General features: G+C 58.5%; 22 protein-coding genes. All 22 read left to right on the top strand.

Features of this window, described 5'->3' with window-relative positions:
• The first annotated feature begins 109 nt into the window (after positions 1 to 109).
• The 22 genes from fapR (at position 110) to ylqF (ending at position 19,493) form a co-directional block, all read left to right on the top strand.
• The gene (fapR, locus tag TAMC210_RS11540) at positions 110 to 703 is read left to right on the top strand and encodes a transcription factor FapR (RefSeq protein WP_173298949.1); all 594 of its coding nucleotides are present in this window, start codon (positions 110 to 112) and stop codon (positions 701 to 703) included.
• On the top strand, positions 700 to 1,737 hold the full coding sequence (gene plsX, locus TAMC210_RS11535) for a phosphate acyltransferase PlsX (protein ID WP_173298948.1): 1,038 nt from the start codon (positions 700 to 702) through the stop codon (positions 1,735 to 1,737). Before fapR ends, plsX begins: the two co-directional genes overlap by 4 nt.
• On the top strand, positions 1,704 to 2,705 hold the full coding sequence (locus TAMC210_RS11530) for a beta-ketoacyl-ACP synthase III (RefSeq protein WP_173298947.1): 1,002 nt from the start codon (positions 1,704 to 1,706) through the stop codon (positions 2,703 to 2,705). The genes plsX and TAMC210_RS11530 overlap by 34 nt, the downstream gene beginning before the upstream one ends.
• A gap of 17 nt (positions 2,706 to 2,722) precedes the next feature.
• On the top strand, positions 2,723 to 3,667 hold the full coding sequence (gene fabK, locus TAMC210_RS11525; RefSeq protein ID WP_173298946.1) for an enoyl-[acyl-carrier-protein] reductase FabK: 945 nt from the start codon (positions 2,723 to 2,725) through the stop codon (positions 3,665 to 3,667).
• 12 nt (positions 3,668 to 3,679) lie between these two features.
• The gene (fabD, locus tag TAMC210_RS11520) at positions 3,680 to 4,621 is read left to right on the top strand and encodes an ACP S-malonyltransferase (RefSeq protein ID WP_254388653.1); all 942 of its coding nucleotides are present in this window, start codon (positions 3,680 to 3,682) and stop codon (positions 4,619 to 4,621) included.
• A 1-nt stretch (position 4,622) separates the two neighbouring features.
• Entirely contained in the window at positions 4,623 to 5,366 is a 744-nt protein-coding gene (gene fabG, locus TAMC210_RS11515) for a 3-oxoacyl-[acyl-carrier-protein] reductase (protein WP_173298945.1), read from the top strand.
• A 42-nt stretch (positions 5,367 to 5,408) separates the two neighbouring features.
• The gene (gene acpP, locus TAMC210_RS11510) at positions 5,409 to 5,642 is read left to right on the top strand and encodes an acyl carrier protein (RefSeq protein WP_173298944.1); all 234 of its coding nucleotides are present in this window, start codon (positions 5,409 to 5,411) and stop codon (positions 5,640 to 5,642) included.
• A 75-nt stretch (positions 5,643 to 5,717) separates the two neighbouring features.
• Positions 5,718 to 6,959 (top strand): beta-ketoacyl-ACP synthase II, encoded by a 1,242-nt coding sequence (gene fabF, locus TAMC210_RS11505; RefSeq protein WP_173298943.1) that lies wholly within the window; start codon positions 5,718 to 5,720, stop codon positions 6,957 to 6,959.
• A 22-nt stretch (positions 6,960 to 6,981) separates the two neighbouring features.
• Positions 6,982 to 7,731, top strand: coding sequence for a ribonuclease III (gene rnc / locus TAMC210_RS11500; protein WP_173298942.1), 750 nt, complete (start codon positions 6,982 to 6,984; stop codon positions 7,729 to 7,731).
• 107 nt (positions 7,732 to 7,838) lie between these two features.
• The gene (locus TAMC210_RS11495) at positions 7,839 to 8,099 is read left to right on the top strand and encodes a stage V sporulation protein S (RefSeq protein WP_173298941.1); all 261 of its coding nucleotides are present in this window, start codon (positions 7,839 to 7,841) and stop codon (positions 8,097 to 8,099) included.
• A 72-nt stretch (positions 8,100 to 8,171) separates the two neighbouring features.
• Positions 8,172 to 11,750, top strand: coding sequence for a chromosome segregation protein SMC (gene smc / locus TAMC210_RS11490; protein WP_173298940.1), 3,579 nt, complete (start codon positions 8,172 to 8,174; stop codon positions 11,748 to 11,750).
• A 21-nt stretch (positions 11,751 to 11,771) separates the two neighbouring features.
• Positions 11,772 to 12,686 (top strand): signal recognition particle-docking protein FtsY, encoded by a 915-nt coding sequence (gene ftsY / locus TAMC210_RS11485; protein WP_173298939.1) that lies wholly within the window; start codon positions 11,772 to 11,774, stop codon positions 12,684 to 12,686.
• A 65-nt stretch (positions 12,687 to 12,751) separates the two neighbouring features.
• Positions 12,752 to 14,053 (top strand): amidohydrolase, encoded by a 1,302-nt coding sequence (locus tag TAMC210_RS11480; protein WP_173298938.1) that lies wholly within the window; start codon positions 12,752 to 12,754, stop codon positions 14,051 to 14,053.
• Between the two features lie 43 nt (positions 14,054 to 14,096).
• Positions 14,097 to 14,495, top strand: a complete 399-nt coding sequence (gene ylxM / locus TAMC210_RS11475) for a YlxM family DNA-binding protein (RefSeq protein WP_217267370.1) — start codon at positions 14,097 to 14,099, stop codon at positions 14,493 to 14,495.
• Positions 14,485 to 15,828 (top strand): signal recognition particle protein, encoded by a 1,344-nt coding sequence (ffh, locus tag TAMC210_RS11470; protein ID WP_173298937.1) that lies wholly within the window; start codon positions 14,485 to 14,487, stop codon positions 15,826 to 15,828. Before ylxM ends, ffh begins: the two co-directional genes overlap by 11 nt.
• 39 nt (positions 15,829 to 15,867) lie before the next feature.
• Positions 15,868 to 16,140 (top strand): 30S ribosomal protein S16, encoded by a 273-nt coding sequence (rpsP, locus tag TAMC210_RS11465; RefSeq protein ID WP_173298936.1) that lies wholly within the window; start codon positions 15,868 to 15,870, stop codon positions 16,138 to 16,140.
• Positions 16,141 to 16,162: 22 nt separating this feature from the next.
• The gene (locus TAMC210_RS11460) at positions 16,163 to 16,390 is read left to right on the top strand and encodes a KH domain-containing protein (RefSeq protein WP_173298935.1); all 228 of its coding nucleotides are present in this window, start codon (positions 16,163 to 16,165) and stop codon (positions 16,388 to 16,390) included.
• Between the two features lie 5 nt (positions 16,391 to 16,395).
• Positions 16,396 to 16,902 (top strand): ribosome maturation factor RimM, encoded by a 507-nt coding sequence (rimM, locus tag TAMC210_RS11455; protein WP_173298934.1) that lies wholly within the window; start codon positions 16,396 to 16,398, stop codon positions 16,900 to 16,902.
• Positions 16,903 to 16,916: 14 nt separating this feature from the next.
• Positions 16,917 to 17,663: a tRNA (guanosine(37)-N1)-methyltransferase TrmD gene (gene trmD, locus TAMC210_RS11450; RefSeq protein ID WP_173298933.1), complete on the top strand. Its 747-nt coding sequence runs from the start codon at positions 16,917 to 16,919 to the stop codon at positions 17,661 to 17,663.
• Positions 17,664 to 17,699: 36 nt separating this feature from the next.
• Positions 17,700 to 18,044, top strand: coding sequence for a 50S ribosomal protein L19 (gene rplS / locus TAMC210_RS11445; RefSeq protein WP_173298932.1), 345 nt, complete (start codon positions 17,700 to 17,702; stop codon positions 18,042 to 18,044).
• A gap of 66 nt (positions 18,045 to 18,110) precedes the next feature.
• The gene (lepB, locus tag TAMC210_RS11440) at positions 18,111 to 18,647 is read left to right on the top strand and encodes a signal peptidase I (protein ID WP_173298931.1); all 537 of its coding nucleotides are present in this window, start codon (positions 18,111 to 18,113) and stop codon (positions 18,645 to 18,647) included.
• A gap of 12 nt (positions 18,648 to 18,659) precedes the next feature.
• Positions 18,660 to 19,493, top strand: coding sequence for a ribosome biogenesis GTPase YlqF (ylqF, locus tag TAMC210_RS11435; protein ID WP_173298930.1), 834 nt, complete (start codon positions 18,660 to 18,662; stop codon positions 19,491 to 19,493).
• Positions 19,494 to 19,503 lie beyond the last annotated feature (10 nt).

Below are 19,503 nucleotides of genomic sequence, written 5' to 3'. Positions count from 1 at the left end.
GGCCCGGAGCCGGTTTATTTTTTGGTTGCATAAGAATGCCAAGATGCTTATACTAATACTATAGTCTGGTAATAATACGTGGTACCAAAATAACCTTGGGGTGTTTCCGGTGGCCCGGAATCATAGCAGAAAAGAGGAGCGCCAAAAGGCTCTCTTGCGCTACCTTAAAGAGCAGCCCTTCGCCACCGACGAGGAATTGGCGGCACGGTTTAAAGTTAGCATTCCCACCATTCGCCTGGATAGACTGGCCCTGGGGATTCCGGAGGTCCGGGAGCGGATTATGATGCTCGCCCAGGAGGCCCGCGCCCACATGCGGGGGGTTACGGCGGAAGAGCTGGTGGGTGAGCTGGTAGAATTGCAGCCGGGAAAGCTTGGCATTTCTTTTCTGGAGGTCCGTCCGGAAATGTTGTTAAGGCCCGGTGGTGCCTGCCGGGGATATTACCTCTTTGCCCAGGCCAACTCCCTGGCCCTGGCCACCGTTGGTAGGGAAATGGTGCTGACCAGCAGCGCCCGGGTGCGCTACCGCCGCCCGGTTTATGAAGGCGAAAAGGTTATCGCCAGGGCCATGGTGAAGGTCCAGCGGGGTTGTACTTATTTGGTTTCGGTCCATTCCCGTGTAGGTACGGAGATCGTTTTTAAAGGCCAATTCGTCATTATAGCTCCTGATGTCGACGACCAAAAGCAGGGAGGAGGCAACCCTTGAAGATCGCCGTAGACGCCATGGGCGGGGACCATGCGCCGGGAGCCGTTGTCCGCGGTGCGGTGGCCGCTGCTCGGGAAGGTTGGGCGGAGGTTATTCTGGTAGGTGATTCCCGGGCCATCGAGAAGGAGCTGGAGCACGGTCCTCCCGGAGGGAAAGTGGAAATCGTACATACGGACCAGGTTATTACCATGGACGAGCAGCCCGCCTTGGCCGTGCGCCGGAAGAAGGAAGCTTCCATCGTCCTGGCCACGCGTCTGGTGAGGGAAGGCCGGGCCCAGGCCGTGGTGTCGGCGGGCAGCACGGGAGCTCAGATGGCCGCCGCCCTTCTCATCTTGGGCCGCAGCGGCAACATCCAGCGGCCGGCCATTGCCACTTTTCTACCCACCCTGGAAGGCCCCAAACTCCTCCTGGATGCCGGGGCCAATGTAGACTGCCGGCCTGACCACCTTTATGAGTTCGCCCAGATGGGGAGCTTGTATGCCCATAAGATCCTGGGAGTTCCCTCTCCGCGAGTGGGCCTTATCAATGTGGGTGTGGAGGCCGGTAAGGGCAACGAGCTCGTCCTCCAAACTTATGAGTTGTTGAGGAATTCCTCCCTCAATTTCGTAGGCAATGTGGAGAGCAGGGATCTGCCCCGAGGAGTAGCCGACGTCTACGTCTGTGACGGTTTTACCGGCAACGTCCTCCTGAAATTCGGCGAGGGCCTGGCCCTGTCCATTTTCGCCAAAATCCAGGAAGAGGTAAGGCGCAATTTTAGGGCCCGCCTAGGAGCGGCCCTCATGCTGCCCGCTCTGCGCCGCCTCAAACAAGAGGTGGATTATGCCGAGTACGGTGGCGCTCCTCTTTTAGGGGTGCAGGGGATAAGCATCATTTGTCACGGTAGTTCCGATGAACGGGCCATCAAAAACGCCATTAAAGTGGCTGTACGTTGCATTCAGGAAAAGTTGGTAGAGAACCTCGGCCACCTGCCCGGCCTTAACTCTAGAAAGAAGGTGGAGAATTGCCAGCTCAAAGCAGATATGCCGGTATCATAGGAACGGGTTCTGCTTTACCGGACAGGGTATTGACCAATTTCGATCTAGAGAGAATGGTGGACACGAGCGACGAATGGATCCGCACACGTACGGGTATTCGCGAACGTCGGGTGGCCGGCGAAGACGTAGCCGCTTCCGACCTTAGCGTGGAGGCAGCTCGGGAGGCCCTCGCCAACTCGGGGGTGGCACCGGAGGAAATCGACCTCATCATTGTGGCTACGGTTACCCCCGACACCCTTTTTCCTTCCACTGCCTGCCTGGTGCAGGAGCGTTTGGGGGCCAAAGGGGCGGCGGCCTTCGACCTTGCAGCAGGGTGCACGGGTTTTCTCTATGCCCTGGGGGTAGGCCAGCAGTTCATATGCAGCGGCACTTATGAAAAAGTCTTGGTTGTGGGAGTCGACCTGCTCACCAAGATCCTTAACTGGGAGGATCGTAACACCTGCGTTCTCTTCGGCGATGGGGCGGGTGCGGTGGTATTGGCTCCCGTTCCTCCGGGGGAAGGGATTCTCTCCCTTTACCTGGGCGCCGACGGCAGTGGGGGTCCGCTGCTGGTTATGCCGGCCGGCGGGTCGCGGTTACCGGCCTCCCGGGACACGGTGGACCGGAAGCTCCACACCATTCACATGCAGGGACGTGAAGTTTTCAAGTTTGCCGTTCGGATCCTGGGCGAGGCCGCCCTCGCAGCCCTGGAAAGGGCGGGGCTGCAGAAAGAAGATGTGGACCTTTTAATCCCCCACCAGGCCAACATCCGCATTGTGGAGGCAGCCCTTAAACGCCTGGGATTATCCCCGGAAAAAGCTTATGTCAATCTAGACCGGTATGGCAATATGTCCAGCGCCTCGGTTCCGGTCGCCCTGGATGAGGCCCGGCGGGAGGGCAGGCTGCAAAAAGGAGATAACCTGGTGCTGGTATCCTTCGGCGCAGGCCTAACGTGGGGCGCAGCCGTCGTCAAATGGAGTATGGACTAGGGAGAGGAAAGAGCAGCATGTGGCGTACCCCTTTATGCGAACTACTGCAGATCCCTTACCCCATCTTGCAGGGCGGCATGGCCTGGGTGGCTACAGGCGAACTGGCCGCCGCGGTCTCGGCGGCCGGGGGTCTAGGAATCATCGGGGCCGGAAATGCCCCTCCCGAATTGGTTCGCCGGGAAATTCACAAAGTAAAGGAACGCACCGACCGCCCCTTTGGTATTAACCTTTATTACATGTCTCCTTACATAGAAGAACTGGTGGACCTGGTAGTGGAAGAAAAGGTGCCGGTGGTAACCACGGGAGCCGGGAATCCTGGCAAGCACCTTCCTCGCCTTAAGGAGGCTGGCATTAAGGTAATCCCGGTGGTGGCCTCGGTAGCTCTGGCTAAGCGCCTGGAGCGCTTGGGAGTGGATGCCCTTATCGCCGAGGGTATGGAGTGTGGAGGCCATATCGGCGAAATTACCACTATGGCCCTGGTCCCCCAGATTGTAGATGCCGTTAACATCCCGGTTATTGCTGCCGGTGGCATTGCCGACGGCCGTGGTGTGGCCGCCGCTCTGGCCCTGGGGGCCGCAGGAGTCCAGATGGGCACCCGCTTTATCTGCGCTTCGGAGTGTACGGTGCATCCTAACTACAAGGAGGCCATCCTTAAAGCAGGGGATCGCGATACGGTAGTTACGGGCGCCCGGGATCATTACGTGCGCATTTTGCGCAATAAGCTGGCCCGCCAGTTCGAGGAGCTAGCTGCCCGGGGTGGCAGCTGGGAAGAGATGGATAAATTGGGGGCCGGTAAACTTAGGGCGGCGGCAGTGGAAGGCGATGTGGAGTACGGTTCCGTTATGGCAGGCCAGATTGCCGCCCTGGTAAAAGAGATCAAGCCGGCCAAGGCCATCCTGGAAGAGGTAATGGCCGAGGCCGAGGAAGTAATGGCCCGTCTGGGGAAATTGGCCGGGCTGTGAGGGGGTGAAACCGTGCGGAAAGGACCGGTATTCGTCTTTCCCGGCCAGGGTTCCCAATACGTGGGAATGGGGCGGGAACTGGCGGAAAAATTTGCCGTGGCCGCAGCTACCCTGGCCGAGGCCGATACAGTTTTGGGCCGGCCTATAACTCGGCTTTGCTTTCAGGGGCCGGAGGAAGATCTGGCCCGCACCGAGATCACCCAGCCTGCCCTCCTGGCGGTAGAAGTAGCGTGCCTCCGGGTTCTTCTAGAACAAGGAGTAAAGCCTGCGGCCGCTGCCGGGCACAGCCTGGGGGAATATGCGGCCTTGGTGGCGGCCGGCAGCCTTAGCTTTGCCGATGCCTTGCGGGTGGTGGCTCGGCGGGGAGAGCTGATGGCCGCAGCCTGTGAATACGGCAGGGGCGGCATGGCGGCTATCCTGGGCCTTGGTGCCGCCCAGGTGGAGGAGATTTGCCGCCGGGTAGAGGCGGGGGTGGTGGAACCGGCTAATTTCAATGCCCCGGGGCAGGTGGTCATTGCCGGGGATAAGGAAGGATTGAAGGAGGCGGGAGAATTGGCCAGGGAGGCCGGGGCGAGGAGGGTGGTTCCCCTCAATGTAAGCGGGCCCTTCCATTCTTCCCTCATGCGGCCGGCTGCCGAGGGATTAAGAAACGTGTTGTCGGAGGTGGACGTGGCGGATCCCCAGATCCCCGTTGTAGCGAATGTCAGCGCGGATTATATTAAGGATGCCGGGGAGATACGTGCCGGGCTGGTGGAGCAGGTAGCTCGACCCGTCCGCTGGGAAGAATCCATACAGAGGTTGGTGCAGGACGGCTATCGGTTTTTTGTGGAAGTAGGTCCCGGTAGCGTCTTGAACGGCCTGATCCGCCGGATCGCTTCCCAGGTAACGGTGACGCGAGTTGAAGATCCTGACACCTTGAACAAGACCCTGGCACTCCTGCAGGAGGGCATGTAAAATGGTGTTGGCGGGACAGGTGGCCGTCGTAACAGGGGGCTCGCGGGGCATCGGGCGGGCTACAGCGTTGGCCTTGGCCAGAGCCGGGGCCAAGGTAGTTGTCAATTATCTTAACCGCGAAAGGGAGGCCCGCGAGGTGGTGGCCCTCATTCAGGGGCAGGGGGGTGCAGCCCTGGCATGGCAAGGGGATGTTTCCCGGCCGGAAACGGCCCGGGCCCTGGTGGAGGGAGCCCTCGAAGCCTTTGGACGGGTGGATATTCTGGTAAATAATGCGGGCATCACCCGAGACAATCTCTCCCTGCGCATGAGCGAGGAAGAGTGGGAAGCCGTCCTACATACCAATCTGACGGGGGTCTTCTTCTGCTGCCAGGCGGCCTTAAGACCCATGCTGCGCCAGAAGGGAGGGCGCATTATCAACCTTACTTCGGTGGTAGGTTTGACGGGCAATGTGGGGCAAGCCAATTATGCGGCGGCCAAGGCCGGGATTATAGGTCTGACCAAGTCTCTGGCCAAAGAGGTCGCATCCCGCGGCATTCTGGTCAATGCTGTGGCCCCCGGCTTTATTAGCACCGATATGACCGATGGGCTGCCGGAGGAAAGTCGCCGGTCCTTCTTGGAGCGTATTCCCCTGGGCCGGCCCGGTTCCCCGGAGGAAGTGGCGGATGTTGTAGTCTTTTTGGCTTCGCCTGCCGCCCGCTATATCACCGGGCAGGTTATCGTGGTGGATGGCGGGCTGACCATATAGATTTCTTAAGGCCTCGACAGGACCGGGAAGGAGGTGAGGTAAGTGGACAACATTTTTAACAAAGTCAGGAGCATCGTGGCCGAGCAATTGGGAGTGGAGGAAGAGGAGATCAGCATGGACACTTCCTTCGAGGATCTCAATGCGGATTCCCTGGATATTGTGGAACTCATCATGGCCCTGGAAGAGGAGTTCGATATCGAGATCCCCGATGAGGATGCCGAAAAGCTTACTACCATAAGGGCCGCAGTGGAATATATTAAAGAACATACCAAGTAGCGTTTGAAGTTGCTGCAGGGCGGAGTTATCTCCCTGCAGCAACAAATCTTCTGTGGGAAAGTCGAGGGAGAGCCTTTGCGCAAACGGGTAGTTATCACCGGCCTGGGTGTGATTTCCCCGGTCGGTAACGATAAGGAGAGCTTCTGGCAGGCCCTTAAGGCCGGCGTGTCGGGCATCGGTCCCATCACCCGCTTTAATGCCGACGAGATGCCCACCCGTTTTGCTGCCGAAGTGCGCGGGTTTGACCCCGGCGCCTTCCTGGACCGCAAAGAGGCTAAACGCATGGACCGCTACAGTCAATACGCGGTGGCGGCCGCCAAAATGGCTTGGCAGGACGCCGGGCTGGATATAAAGCATGTCGACCCCTGGCGGGTGGGGGTAGTTTTCGCCACGGGCATCGGCGGCATGGAGACTTTTGAGGATCAGAGCCGTATCCTGCTGGAAAAGGGCCCCGGCCGCATCAGTCCCTTTTTCGTACCCATGATGATAGCCAATATGGCAGCCGGGCAGATTGCCATTCACTTGGGCGCCCGGGGAACTAATTTCACCGTCAATACCGCATGCGCATCGGGGACCAATGCCGTGGGAGAAGCCCTGCGGGTCTTGCAGAGGGGCGAGGCGGAGGTAGTGATAACCGGGGGGAGCGAGGCGAGCGTAACTCCTCTGGCCCTGGCGGGTTTTAGCGCCATGAAAGCCTTGTCTACCCGCAATGAGGCCCCCCAGGCGGCCAGCCGCCCTTTCGACCGCCAGAGGGATGGTTTCGTCCTGGGGGAAGGGGCAGGAGTCCTAATACTGGAAACCCTGGAACATGCCCGGGCGCGCGGAGCAAGAATTTACGCCGAGGTGGCGGGATATGGTTGTACGGCCGACGCCTACCATATAACGGCCCCCGATCCGGAGGGGGAAGGGGCGGCCAGGGCCATGGCCCTGGCGCTGGCGGATGGGGATTTGCAGCCCGAGGACGTGGATTACATTAACGCCCATGGGACTTCTACGGAACTCAACGACCGTATTGAGACCCAAGCCATCAAGAAGGTTTTCGGCGACCATGCTTATAGGCTGGCGGTGAGTTCTATTAAGTCCATGGTAGGTCATCTGTTGGGGGCCGCCGGGGCTGTAGAACTGGTGGCCACTGCCTTGACCATTTACGAGGGCATTATTCCCCCTACCATCAATTACGAGGATCCCGACCCCGACTGCGACCTGGATTACGTGCCTAATCATGCACGGCAGCGGGAGGTGAGGGCCGCCCTCTCGAACTCCTTTGGCTTCGGCGGCCACAACGCTGTTGTTTTGTTGAAACGAGTGGAGGGGTAAACCAACCTTCGAGGTGGCGCAAATGGACGCCGACAGACGCCGCAAACTGGAGCTTCTTGTGCACAAGCTGGGCCTGCAGGTACGGGATCTGGAATTACTAGACTTGGCCCTAACCCATCCTACTTATGCCTTTGAACATAATCTTCCGGCCCATAACCAGCGCCTGGAATTTTTAGGCGACGCTGTTTTAGGCCTGGCCGTGGCGGAATATTTGTTCCAGGAGTTCCCCTCCTTACCGGAAGGAGATCTGACCCGTCTACGGGCCGCTCTGGTCTGCGAGGCCAGCCTGGCCCGGACCGCTGAGGTGCTGGGGCTGGGAGAATTTCTCTTGCTGGGCCACGGGGAAGAACAAGGCGGCGGCCGCCACCGGCCTTCCAACTTGGCCGACGCCCTGGAAGCGGTGATAGGGAGCCTGTATCTTTCTGTTGGCTTGCCGGAGGTTAAAAGGCTGGTGCGGCGGTTGTTCGGGGAAAGGATTAAGGAACTGGACGGCCGTAGGGTTGTGGACTTCAAAACCAGACTGCAAGAATGGGTTCAAAAGAGAGGAACGGAGAACGTAAACTATAAAATCCTGGACCAGTGGGGACCAGACCACGCCAAGCAATTCAGGGCAGGAGTGTTCTACCGGACCAAGCTCCTGGCAACGGGCGAAGGCCGGAGCAAAAAAGAGGCGGAACAAGAGGCTGCCCGGGCTGCCTTATCTAGGCTTCAGGCTGGGGAAGAGATATCCCTCCTCCTTGCTGATTACCATGATCCAAGGAAGGATTTGTAACTCCTACGTCGAAATAATATTTTAATAACTTTTTAGAGAAATGCTTACAGGAGTAAAAGAACCTAATCGCATGGAGAACACAGAACGCCAGTCAAGGGAGGAGGACCATGGAGGTACTAAAGGTATCGGCTCAATCTAACCCCAAGGCCGTAGCAGGTGCCCTGGCAGCCGTCTTCCGCCAGTACGGTAGAGCCGAGATCCAGGCGGTAGGCGCGGGTGCGGTGAACCAAGCCGTAAAGGCTATTGCCATAGCCCGCGGTTTCATCGCCCCCAACGGGATCGATCTGGTGATGATACCTGCCTTTACCGAAATCAATATTGACGGCGAAACGCGGACGGCCATAAGATTTATCGTGGAACCGAGGTAGCCAAAGTAGGTGTAAAATTAATAGCATCTAGCAGCAGAAAGGGAACTGCTCTAAAGAGGAGCAGTTTCTTTTATGGAGGTAAAGGTGCCTTTGTTTCTTAAGACCTTAGAGATGCAGGGTTTTAAGACCTTCGTAGACAGGACCCGATTGGATTTCGGGCCCGGGATTACTTGTATTGTGGGTCCCAACGGCAGCGGGAAAAGCAATATCGTGGATGCCATCGCTTGGGTACTGGGCGAGCAGAGCGCCAGGGTGCTCCGGGGAGCCCATATGGAAGACGTTATTTTTGCCGGCAGCGAAAAGCGCCGGCCGGTGGGCCTGGCCGAGGTCACCCTCACCCTGGATAACGGCGACGGCGGTCTCCCCCTTGACTTCCCAGAAGTTGCCGTTACACGACGCCTTACACGTTCCGGAGAGAGCGAGTACAAGATCAATAAAACTCCGTGCCGGCTCCGGGATATCCAGGAATTATTCCTGGATACAGGAGCGGGCAAGGAAAAGTTTGCCATTATAGGTCAGGGGAAGCTGGAAGAAATCCTCACGGCCCACCCAGAAGAAAGGCGCGCCTTCTTAGAAGAAGTGGCCGGTATCAGTCGGTACCGCTGGCGCAAGGAACAGGTGTTGAAGAAGCTTGCGGAAACCGAAGGGAATCTGATGCGTTTAAGAGACATTCTGCAAGAACTCCGGTCGCAGTTGGACCCCCTGGAAGAGGAGGCCAAGCGCGCCAGGAAGTACCTCAAGCTGCTACAGGCCCTCCAGCTGGTGGAACTTATCCAACAAGCGGCCGAATTAAGAGATCTGGCAGCTCAGCGGGATGAAAGCTCTCGGCGGAAAGAACTTTGGAGCCAAAAACTCGCCGGCCTCTACCGGGAAGAAGAAAGAATAACCGCGGCTCTGGAGGGTAAGGGCGGTGAGGTGGATGAAGCCCTGGCGCGGAAGCATTCCCTCGAGCGGGAACTCCAGGAAATGACCGCCCGGCTGGAGCAATCCCGGGGAGAACAGAGGTTGCTGCAGGAAAAGCTGACCACACTGGTCGGCAGGCTGGAGGAGTATACCCGAGAAATTGCCTCTTTGGAGGAGGAATACGCGGCCCTGTCCGGAGAGCAGGAGAGAACCAGGCAGCGCCTGGAAGATATCGGCCGGGAGGAAGGGGATTTACAGGGGGAGATATCCCGTCTAGAAGGCACGATAAGGGAACTTGAGGTTCAGAAGGATAGAGAGGTGGAAGGGATCGCGCGGCTCCGCCAGGAACTGCGCCGACTAGAAGAGGGCATGGCCGCCCTCAGGGATGAGAGGGCCAGGCTGGACGAGCGCCGCAGTCTGGAACAGCGCGATGTAGGGTCCAGGGAAAACGAGTTAAAAGAACTGGAATGCCGCCACCAGCGGCTGGAGGCCCAAAGGGCGGCCTGGCGCCAGGAACTAAAGGCCTTAGAAGCCGGCCTCGAGGCCCTGGAAACAGAAAAACATAGTCTGGCCGGCGAAGTGGCCTGGTGCGAAGGGGAACTCAGGGGATTAAGACATCGTATAAGGGCCGGGGAGGAGCGGCGTCATAAGGCCCTTGCCCATCTAGAGGTTCTGCGCCAAGCTCAAGGGGAGCGGGGAGCCTTCGGCGAAGGTGTGAAGGCGGTTCTCGCGGCCGCCGAGGAGGGCCGACTAAAGGCGGGAATCATAGGGGTGGTGGCCGAGAAAATAGCCGTTCCTGCCGGCCTCGAAAGGGCCCTGGACGTTGCCCTCGGAGCGGCTGCCCAGAATATCCTGGTCCGCACGGCACGGGACGCCGAAGAAGCCATCAAGTTCTTGAAGGAGACCAGGCGGGGAAGGGCGACCTTCCTGCCTCTAGAATGGCTGACGGGACGCCCTCTGCCCGTGATGTTCAGGTGGATTCTGCAGGAGGACGGCGTGCTGGGAGTGGCTTCGGATCTGGTCCAGTATGCTCCGGACTTGCAGCCCGCCGTCCAGTACCTTTTGGGGCAGACTATTATGGTAAGGGAGCTGAAGAAGGCCCTGACCCTGGCGCCTCGTTTGAAGAATCCCTTGCGGCTGGTCACCTTAGACGGGGATTTGATCCATCCCCAGGGACCCATCACAGGAGGGTCCTCCCATAAACGCAGGGGTATTTTCTGGCAGGCGGCGGAAATCAGGCGCTGGGAACAGGAATTGGAAGAAGTGGAGGCAGAGCTAACCTCCTTAAGGCAAGAGGAGAAGGAAAAGGCCTCTGCCCTGGAAGAAAGCCAGCGTCGGCTAGCCCGGGTAGAACGGGAAATCGACGGGCTGGGCGGCAAAATTCACCTCCTTATGCAAAAACTAAGTGATGGCGAGGAGGAATGCAGGAGCCTGGAAGAGAAAATAAAGAGCAAGCGGAGGGAACTGGACGGGCTGGCCCTCTGGACCCGAGAAGCCGCTGAGAGGGAAAAAACTTTGGAGGACCGCTTTACGGCCCTCGATGCCAGGCAGAAGGAGCTGCAAGGGGAATTAGATTCCAGGCAGGAGGAGTTGGCCAGGGTTGAAGAAACCCTGCGGCAGCACCAGCAGGAGCTAGCAGGAACCCGCAGCCGGTGGGAAACATTAAGGGTAACGGCCAGGGAGCTGGAGGCCCATCTCACCTCTTTAGTTAGGCGGCTAGAAAGTCTGGCGCGCAGGGCTGAAGAGCTCCAGGTCCGGCGGGAGGAAGATCGGAGGGCTGGCCGGAGCTTAGAGGAACGGCAACAAGACCTCGAAAAAACCGTAGGAGAGCTGTCCGGGGCTTGCGCCCGGCTGGCAGCGTTGCTACGCGAACAGGAGGAGGCGGTGCGTAAGGCGCAGGAGGAACAGGCCCGGCTGCTGGCCCGCAGGGAAGAGGTTTCCCGGCAGCTCAGGTCCCTCGCCAGCAAGTTACAGCGGGAAGAGATCAGCCTGGCCCGGCTGGAAGCGGCCCTGGAACATGGCTACCGGGAGTTGACTGCCCTCTACGGGCGGAATTGGCAGGATAGGGTGGCCCGGCCCCGGCCCCATTTAATCAAGAGGGCCGGCGAAGCAAAGGCCAGACTGAAGGCAGAGATAGAGAAATTAGGAGAAGTGAATCCCGGGGTCATTCATGAATACGAGAGGGTGTGCCGCCGATATCGGGAGCTGGGCACCGAGGTGGCCGACCTGGAGGGCGGGAGGGACACCCTTCAGAGAGCCCTGCAGGAAATCGACGCTTTTATGGCCCAAAAGTTGGAGACTACCCTTCAGGCCGTACAGGAGGCCTTTGCCTCCGTTTTTAGTGAGCTTTTCGGTGGCGGCTCCGCCGAACTGGTGCTGACCGGGGAAGACAATATCCTGCAGGCCGGAGTGGAGATAATGGCCAGGCCGCCGGGCAAAAAATTGCAACACCTGGGTCTGCTCTCCGGAGGCGAAAAGGCGTTGACGGCTCTCGCTTTTATCTTTGCCCTGCTTAAGGTGAGGCCGCGGGCCTTTTGCATCTTCGATGAAATTGATACCGCCCTGGACGACGCCAATGTTTCGCGCTTTGCCCGGCTCTTGCGCTCCTTTGCCGACCATACTCAATTTATAGTGGTCTCCCACCGGCAAGGAACCATGGAGGCTGCCGATGTGCTTTACGGGGTAACCATGGAAGAAGAAGGTGTGTCGCGGTTAGTCTCCGTACGTATGGAGCAGATTTCGGCTTAAAGGGGAGGTAAGTTCTGCACCTTGAACCTGCTAAAAAAGTTGAAACAGAGCTTAGCCAAAACTAGGGAAAACCTGGCCGGCCGCCTGGAAAACCTTTTTACAGGGAAGAAAGGGCTGGACGAGGAATTTTTTGAGGAGCTGGAAGAAATTCTGCTTACGGCCGACGTAGGGGTAACCACTACCCTGGAGCTAGTGGAGGGATTGCGGCAGCGGGCGAGGAAAGAAAACATTAGCGATCCGTCGGCCCTCGGTTCCATTTTGCAGGAAGACGTGGTAAGACTGATGGAAAATGAAGCGGCCGGCTTGCAACTGGCCCCTTCTCCTCCTACCGTCATACTCATGGTAGGGGTTAACGGGACAGGTAAAACCACTACCATTGGCAAGCTGGCCTACCGCTTCCGGCAGAAGGGAAGCCGGGTTATCTTGGCTGCGGCCGATACCTTCCGGGCGGCAGCGGCCGATCAGCTGGCCGTTTGGGCCCAGCGGACGGGGACAGAGCTGATAAGCCACCAGCCCGGGGCGGACCCCGGCGCGGTAGTTTTCGATGCCCTCCAGGCGGCCCGCAGCCGCAAGGCTGATGTGGTGTTGGTGGACACGGCCGGTCGCCTCCAGACGAAAGCGAACTTGATGGAAGAGCTGAAGAAAATCCGGCGCGTCATCGGGAGGGAGCACCCGGGAGCGCCCCACGAAGTGTTGCTGGTACTGGATGCCACCACCGGCCAGAATGCCCTTTCCCAGGCCCGCCTCTTCCATGAGGCAGTCGGGGTTACGGGTATTGTGCTGACCAAGTTGGACGGGACGGCCAAAGGCGGAGTAGTACTGGCCATTGCCCACGAGTTGAAAATTCCCGTCAAGCTGGTGGGCCTGGGCGAGGGGCCTGAGGACCTGGAAGAATTTAGACCGCGGGAATTTGCCCTGGCCTTGTTCGGCGGTTAATCCGGGTGGAGCCCTGACCCTGCCGGCGAAGGGGCCGGGAAGCTTGCAAGAAAGGAGAGCAGGGCATGAAAAAACTCCTCATCAAAGGGTGCTCTATTGTGCCCGTAAAAGGTCCCGTAATCGATAAGGGGGCCATAGCCATAGCGGGTGACCGGTTAGCCTATGTGGGGCGGGAGGAAGGGCTGCCTTCCGGCTGGGAGGAGGGGGAAATTATAAGGGCGGAGGGCAAAGTGGCCTTGCCCGGACTGGTTAACATCCATACCCATGCGGCCATGACCCTCTTTCGGGGTTACGCCGATGATTTGCCCTTGCGCCAGTGGTTGGAAGAGAAAATCTGGCCCGTGGAGAACAAGCTCGACCGGGAGGATATCTACTGGGGTACCCAACTGGCCCTGGCCGAAATGATCCGTTCGGGGACTACTACCTTTGCCGATATGTATTTTCACATGGATGTGGTGGCCCGGGCCGCAGAGGAAGCCGGGGTACGTGCCTGCTTAAGCCAGGGCCTGATCGGGCTGGGTGGCGGGGGAGAAGAGAGGCTCCGGGCGGCCGAAAGCCTGGTGCGGGAATGGCACGGGGCCGGAGACGGACGCATAACCATCATGCTCGGTCCCCATGCCCCCTACACGTGTCCGCCGGATTACCTCCGGAAAGTGGTCGAGGCGGCGGCAAAGTTGGGGGTGGGTTTACATATCCACCTGGCCGAAACGCGGCAGGAAGTCGAGGAAATCCGGTCCGCTTACGGTTCGCCGCCGGTGGCCCATGTGGCCGGCCTGGGCCTGTTCGATCTACCTACCCTCGCCGCCCACTGCGTGCACTTGACGGAAGAAGAGATCGCCATCCTGGCGGAGAAAAAGGTGGGGGTGGCCCACTGCCCGGAGAGCAATTTAAAGCTGGCCAGCGGCGTGGCTCCGATAGCTGCCATGCTAGCTGCGGGAGTCACGGTAGGCATTGGTACCGACGGCGCGGCGAGCAACAACAACCTCGACCTGCTGGAAGAAACCCGCACGGCAGCCCTTCTGGCCAAGGGTATTTCCGGCGATCCTAATGTTTTGAGGGCAGAGGAAGCCTTGGCCCTGGCTACCATTAACGGAGCCCGGGCGCTGGGTCTGGAAAAGGAGATCGGGACCCTGGAAGCGGGGAAGAAGGCCGATGTCATCCTCCTTAATACCCGGCAGCCCCACTGGCAGCCGGCCAACGACCTCGTAGCCCATGTCGTGTACTCGGCCCGCGGCAGCGATGTGGACACCGTGATCGTCAACGGCCGCATTCTTATGGCCGGGGGCCAGTTGAAAACTTTAGATGAAGAGCGCATTTATAGGGAAACTAACCAGCGGATAAGGGCTTTACAAGGGCTGTCAAAGTAAAATCCTTGACAGACCTGTGACGAGGGGTTATAATCTTAAACCGATGGCCAACATTTTGGACCGCATGACGCGCATCGGCCGTTTGTATGATTTTTACGGCCCCCTGCTTACACCCAAGCAGCGCCAGTGGCTGGAGCTGCATTATCATCATGATCTCTCCCTGGGCGAGATTGCGGCCTTATGCCAGGTAAGCCGTCAAGCCGTTTATGACGGGCTGCAGCGGGCGGAGAAGGCCCTGGAGGATTACGAAGCCCGCCTGGGGTATTTGGAGCGATACTCGAAGGAAAGGGAAAAACTGGAGGAAGTAGCCCGCCGATTGTCGGCCTTTAAGGAGAGCAGGTGCTGGCAGGAGTTCGATAAGGCCCTGCAACAACTGGAACAACTTCTGGAGTGGCCTGTGGGTGACGGCAGAGGGCAAGGGGGTCGCCAGGGTGCTGTTTAGTTCGTTGGCGGAGAAACTACAGAACACGTTAAGAAAACTTAAAGGGAAAGGCAAACTAACCGAATCCGATGTAAATGAGGCCCTGCGGGAAATAAGACTGGCCCTGCTGGAGGCAGATGTTAACTTCAAGGTCGTCAAGGATTTTCTCGCCAGGGTGAAAGAGCGAGCCGTAGGCCAGGAGGTTCAGCAAAGCCTGACTCCCGGCCAGCAGGTGGTCAAGATAGTTTATGAGGAATTGACCGCCTTAATGGGCGGCGGGGAAACTAAAATTAAGTGGACGGGTCATCCCCCTACGGTGATAATGCTGGTGGGACTCCAGGGAGCGGGCAAGACTACCACCGCGGCCAAGGTGGCTTATTATTGCCAGAAGCAAGGCCGGCGCCCCCTCCTCGTGGCGGCGGACGTTTACCGCCCGGCGGCCATCAGGCAGCTCCAGGTGCTGGGGGAGCAGTTAAAGCTGCCTGTTTTTAGCTCGGAGCAGGAAAAGAGTCCGGTTCGTATAGTTCGCCTGGCCCTGGAGGAGGCCAGCCGTTTGGGTCACGATCCCGTGATTGTTGATACGGCAGGTCGCCTGCATATCAATGAAGAGATGATGGCCGAACTGGGAGCCATGAAGGAAGCCGCTCGGCCCCATGAGATCCTGCTGGTGCTGGATGCCATGACCGGACAGGATGCGGTGCGGGTGGCCGAGGCTTTCCACCGGCAGCTGGGATTGACGGGGGTCATCCTGACCAAGCTGGATGGGGACACCCGGGGCGGTGCGGCGTTGTCCGTCCGGGCCGTCACCGGGTGCCCGATTAAATTTATCGGGGTAGGGGAGAGGCCCGATGCCCTGGAGGCTTTCCACCCCGACCGGATAGCTTCCAGAATTTTAGGCATGGGCGATGTCCTCACCATTATAGAGAAGGCCCAGGCTGCCATCGACCGGGACGAGGCCCTGGAGTTTCAGCGGAAGTTGCGTCAACAGGATTTTACCTTGGAGGATTTCTTGCGGCAGCTCAAACAGGTGCAGAAAGTGGGCCCCCTGGATGAGCTATTAGGACTCTTGCCCGGCACGGGCCCCTGGAAGCATTTGAAGGGCCTTCAGGTGGATCCCAAGGAGATCGTGCATATAGAGGCCATCATCCAGTCCATGACGCCGGAGGAGCGCCGAAATCCGGGTATCATCAATGCCAGCCGCAGGAGGCGTATAGCTGCCGGTAGCGGGACGACGGTCCAGGAGGTGAACCGGTTACTGCGGCAATTCGACGAAGCCCGGAGGTTGATGCAACATTTGGGCGACCTGGCCGGAGGTAAGAAGGGCAAGGTTAAGGTAAAGTTTCCGCCGGGGTAGATATTCCCGCGAAACCTTGGAAAGGAGGTGAAAATAAGATTGGCGACGCGCATTAGGCTAAAGAGGATGGGCGCTAAGAAGGCTCCCTTTTACCGCCTGGTAGTAGCCGATTCCCGTTCTCCGAGGGATGGCCGGGTTATTGAAGAGCTGGGTTACTATAATCCCGTGCGGCAGCCGGAGGAAATTTCCATCGACGAGGAAAAGGCCTTGCGGTGGTTGAAGGTAGGGGCTCAACCTTCCGAGACGGCCCGGGCGCTTCTAAAAAAGGCAGGGGTTTGGGAGAAGTTCATGGCGGCGAAAGAAGCCAAGTAGCTAGTAAGGGGGTAGGGCAGCTGTGAAGGAGCTGGTAGAAACCCTGGCGAGAGCTTTGGTAGATCATCCCGACGAGGTTAGAGTTACCCAGATCGAAGGAGAGAAGTCGGTCATTCTAGAGCTGAGGGTAGCGCCGGCTGATATGGGAAAGGTGATCGGCAAGCAGGGCCGCATCGCCCGGGCCATTCGCACCGTAGTTAAGGCAGCGGCCGCCCGTGAGGGCAAGCGCGTGGTGGTGGAGATTATATAGCCCCCATGGAGAAAAAACGCATAGCGGTGGGTAAAGTGGTTTCCACCCATGGTCATCGGGGGGAAGTGAAGGTCTGGCCCTGGACGGATTTTCCGGAGCGCTATCGGCCGGGAACCAGGCTTTTCCTTGCTCAGGGCGATACTTGTCTAACCGTTGCCCGGTCCAGGCAGCACGGGAAAAGCGTGATCGTCCAGTTTGCTGAAATACAGGACCTTACGTCGGCCGAAAAATTGCGTGGGGCCATCCTGGAGGTAGAACCCTGGGAAGTGGAACCCTTACCACCGGGCCGGTACTACATCTTTCAACTGGTTGGGTGCCGGGTATATACGGAGGAAGGTGAATTGTTGGGAGAACTGCGGGACGTGCAGCAGACGGGGGCTAATGATGTGTTTGTCGTCGTCACCCCGGAGGCCGGGGAAGTCCTTATCCCGGCGGTTAAGGAGGTAGTCCGGGAAATAGATGTGGAGCAGGGGATAATCAGAGTGAAGCCCATACCCGGCCTGCTAGATTAGGGGGACCTGAAGGGGTGCGAATAGATGTCTTAACCCTTTTTCCTGAAATGTTTAGCGGGCCCCTCGATGCGAGCATTATAAAGAGGGCCCGGGAAAAGGGTCTGCTAACTGTGAACCTGGTGGACATCCGGGATTTCTCTCAAGATAAACACCGTCGGGTGGATGATTATCCGTACGGCGGCGGACCGGGCATGATTTTAAAGCCCGAGCCGGTTTTTCGGGCGGTGGAGTTCTTGCTGGGAGGGGCCGCCCGGCGTCCCCCCATTATTCTCCTTTCCCCCCAGGGAGAGGTTTTCAACCAGGCCCTGGCGGTGGAACTATCACGGGAAGACTGGCTGGTTCTCCTCTGCGGCCATTACGAAGGTGTGGATGAAAGAATACGCACCCATTTGGTTACCCGGGAGGTTTCCATCGGGGACTACATCCTGACCGGAGGAGAGCTGCCGGCCATGGTTATAATCGATGCCGTTGCCAGGCTATTGCCAGGGGCGGTCGGTGCGGAGGAAGGCCCTTGGGAAGACTCCTTCACCTGGGGCATCTTGGAATACCCCCAATATACCAGGCCCCGCTCTTTTCGCGGTCTAGAAGTTCCGGAGGTTCTCTTATCGGGGGACCATGAGAAAATAAGGATCTGGCGCCGGAAAAAGGCCCTCGAGCGCACGCTGCTCAGGAGGCCCGATCTCCTTGAAAAGGCACCGCTGACCGAAGAAGATCGGCGCCTGCTGGATGAATGTGTGAAGGAAAAGGGAAAAATGGTATAATATGACTCGGTTTGCAACAGGAAAGGGGGGTAACCCATGAACATAATGGAGACCCTGGAAAAGGACCAGATGAGACAGGACATCCCCTCCTTTAAACCCGGGGATACCGTCCGGGTGCATCTTAAAGTCATTGAGGGCAACCGCGAACGTATCCAGGTTTTTGAAGGGGTGGTTATCAGCCGGAGGGGTAAGGGATCTCAGGAAACTTTTACCGTCCGGCGCGTTTCCTACGGCGTTGCCGTAGAAAGGATTTTCCTTTTGCACTCTCCCCGCATCGAGCGTATTGAAGTGGTGCGCAGAGGTGAAGTGAGGCGTGCCAAGCTGTACTACCTGCGGGAGCGTGTGGGCAAGGCGGCCCGCATCCGGGGTGAGAAGCAGTAGAGCCGAAGGACAAGGGGTTGGTCGAAAACAGCCCCTTGTTTGACTTTAGGGAGGCTAAACCGGGCTATGGATGTTATCGAAAAAGAGGAAAAGAAGGGGTCTTTTCTTACCGAGCTGTTGCAAGCCCTGGTAATAGCGGCGGTTCTGGCTATGATAATTAGGGCCTTTTTGATTACTCCCTTCTGGATCCCTTCCGGCTCCATGGAGCCTACCCTCTACCCCGGGGACCGCATACTGGTTAACCGCCTGGTCTACCGTTTTAGCGAACCCCAGCGGGGAGACGTGGTGGTTTTTCGGTATCCCTTGGAGCCTAACCGGGACTATGTGAAGCGGGTTATTGCCGTGGGCGGAGACACGATAGAGGCCCACGATAACAAAATTTATGTTAATGGCCAGCCTCTGAACGAGAGTTATCTACCTCCCGGGGTGGTCCACAGCGATTTCGGGCCTATTAAAGTTCCGGCGGACAGTTATTTCGTGATGGGCGATAATCGGAATATCAGCTCAGACAGCCGCGTTTGGGGGCCGCTGGAACGCAGGTTTGTGATAGGTAAAGCCGCATTCATTTATTGGCCCTTGAGCCGGCTGGGGCTAATCAGGTGAGCGGGTGAGGCCGTGAACCCACTCCTAAACATCCAGCCCTATTTAAAACTAGTCGATGTGGTGGTGGAGGTTGTAGAAGCCCGCCTGCCCGCCTCTAGCAGGTGCCGGGGCATCGAGGAGTTTTTGGGCACCAAGGGACTTATCCGGGTATTAAATAAGGCGGATCTGGCCTTGCCCGCGGCTACCCAGGAGTGGCTGGAACACTATAAGGAACAAGGGATTCCGGCCGTAGCCGTCAATTCCCGGGAAGGTCGGGGCGTGGGGAGATTGCGTTCCCTGTTGGGGGAGATGGCCCGCAAGAAAAAGGAAAGGTTGAGCCGACAGGGCAGGCGGGGGCCCTTAAGGGCTGTGATAGTGGGAATACCCAACGTGGGTAAATCATCCCTAATCAACCGCCTGGTCGGCAGGGCAGCAACTCGCACAGGTGACCGTCCCGGTATAACCCGGGGTCCCCAGTGGGTCCGCCAGGGGGATGGATGGGAACTGCTGGATACTCCCGGAGTTTTCGCCCCGCCGCACCGGGAGGCCCGAACCGCTGCCCTTCTTACGGCCGTGGGTTGCTTTCCGCCGGATATTGTCCGCCCGGAAGAGGCGGTGGGGGAGTTGCTCAAGGCCTTGAGGGAAAATAATCTCTTTCTTCCCAGCACAACTTACGGCCTCAAGGGAGATGAACCCGTGGAGGCGGTACTGGAGATAGTAGGACGCAAGCGGGGATTCCTGCTGCCCGGAGGAGGAGTGGACCTGGAAAGGGCGGCCCTTTTTTTCCTCCGGGAATTTCGGCGGGGTGACCTGGGCAAGGCTACCCTGGAGCTCCCGGGGGACTTGGGTAGCGCGGATAGGAGTTAGCCGTCGAGGG

It is taken from the genome of Thermanaeromonas sp. C210 (assembly GCF_013167955.1).
GTDB lineage: Bacteria > Bacillota > DSM-521 > Neomoorellales > Neomoorellaceae > UBA12545.
This window is presented reverse-complemented; position numbering and strand designations above follow the sequence as displayed.

What these genes read in the sequence shown, in the direction of transcription:
- fabK (WP_173298946.1), top strand. Translation starts at nt 2,723, where the DNA reads ATGTGGCGTACCCCTTTATGCGAACTACTGCAGATCCCTTACCCCATC.
- fabG (WP_173298945.1), top strand. Translation starts at nt 4,623, where the DNA reads ATGGTGTTGGCGGGACAGGTGGCCGTCGTAACAGGGGGCTCGCGGGGC.
- rnc (WP_173298942.1), top strand. Translation starts at nt 6,982, where the DNA reads ATGGACGCCGACAGACGCCGCAAACTGGAGCTTCTTGTGCACAAGCTG.
- TAMC210_RS11495 (WP_173298941.1), top strand. Translation starts at nt 7,839, where the DNA reads ATGGAGGTACTAAAGGTATCGGCTCAATCTAACCCCAAGGCCGTAGCA.
- smc (WP_173298940.1), top strand. Translation starts at nt 8,172, where the DNA reads ATGGAGGTAAAGGTGCCTTTGTTTCTTAAGACCTTAGAGATGCAGGGT.
- TAMC210_RS11480 (WP_173298938.1), top strand. Translation starts at nt 12,752, where the DNA reads ATGAAAAAACTCCTCATCAAAGGGTGCTCTATTGTGCCCGTAAAAGGT.
- ylxM (WP_217267370.1), top strand. Translation starts at nt 14,097, where the DNA reads ATGGCCAACATTTTGGACCGCATGACGCGCATCGGCCGTTTGTATGAT.
- rimM (WP_173298934.1), top strand. Translation starts at nt 16,396, where the DNA reads ATGGAGAAAAAACGCATAGCGGTGGGTAAAGTGGTTTCCACCCATGGT.
- rplS (WP_173298932.1), top strand. Translation starts at nt 17,700, where the DNA reads ATGAACATAATGGAGACCCTGGAAAAGGACCAGATGAGACAGGACATC.
- lepB (WP_173298931.1), top strand. Translation starts at nt 18,111, where the DNA reads ATGGATGTTATCGAAAAAGAGGAAAAGAAGGGGTCTTTTCTTACCGAG.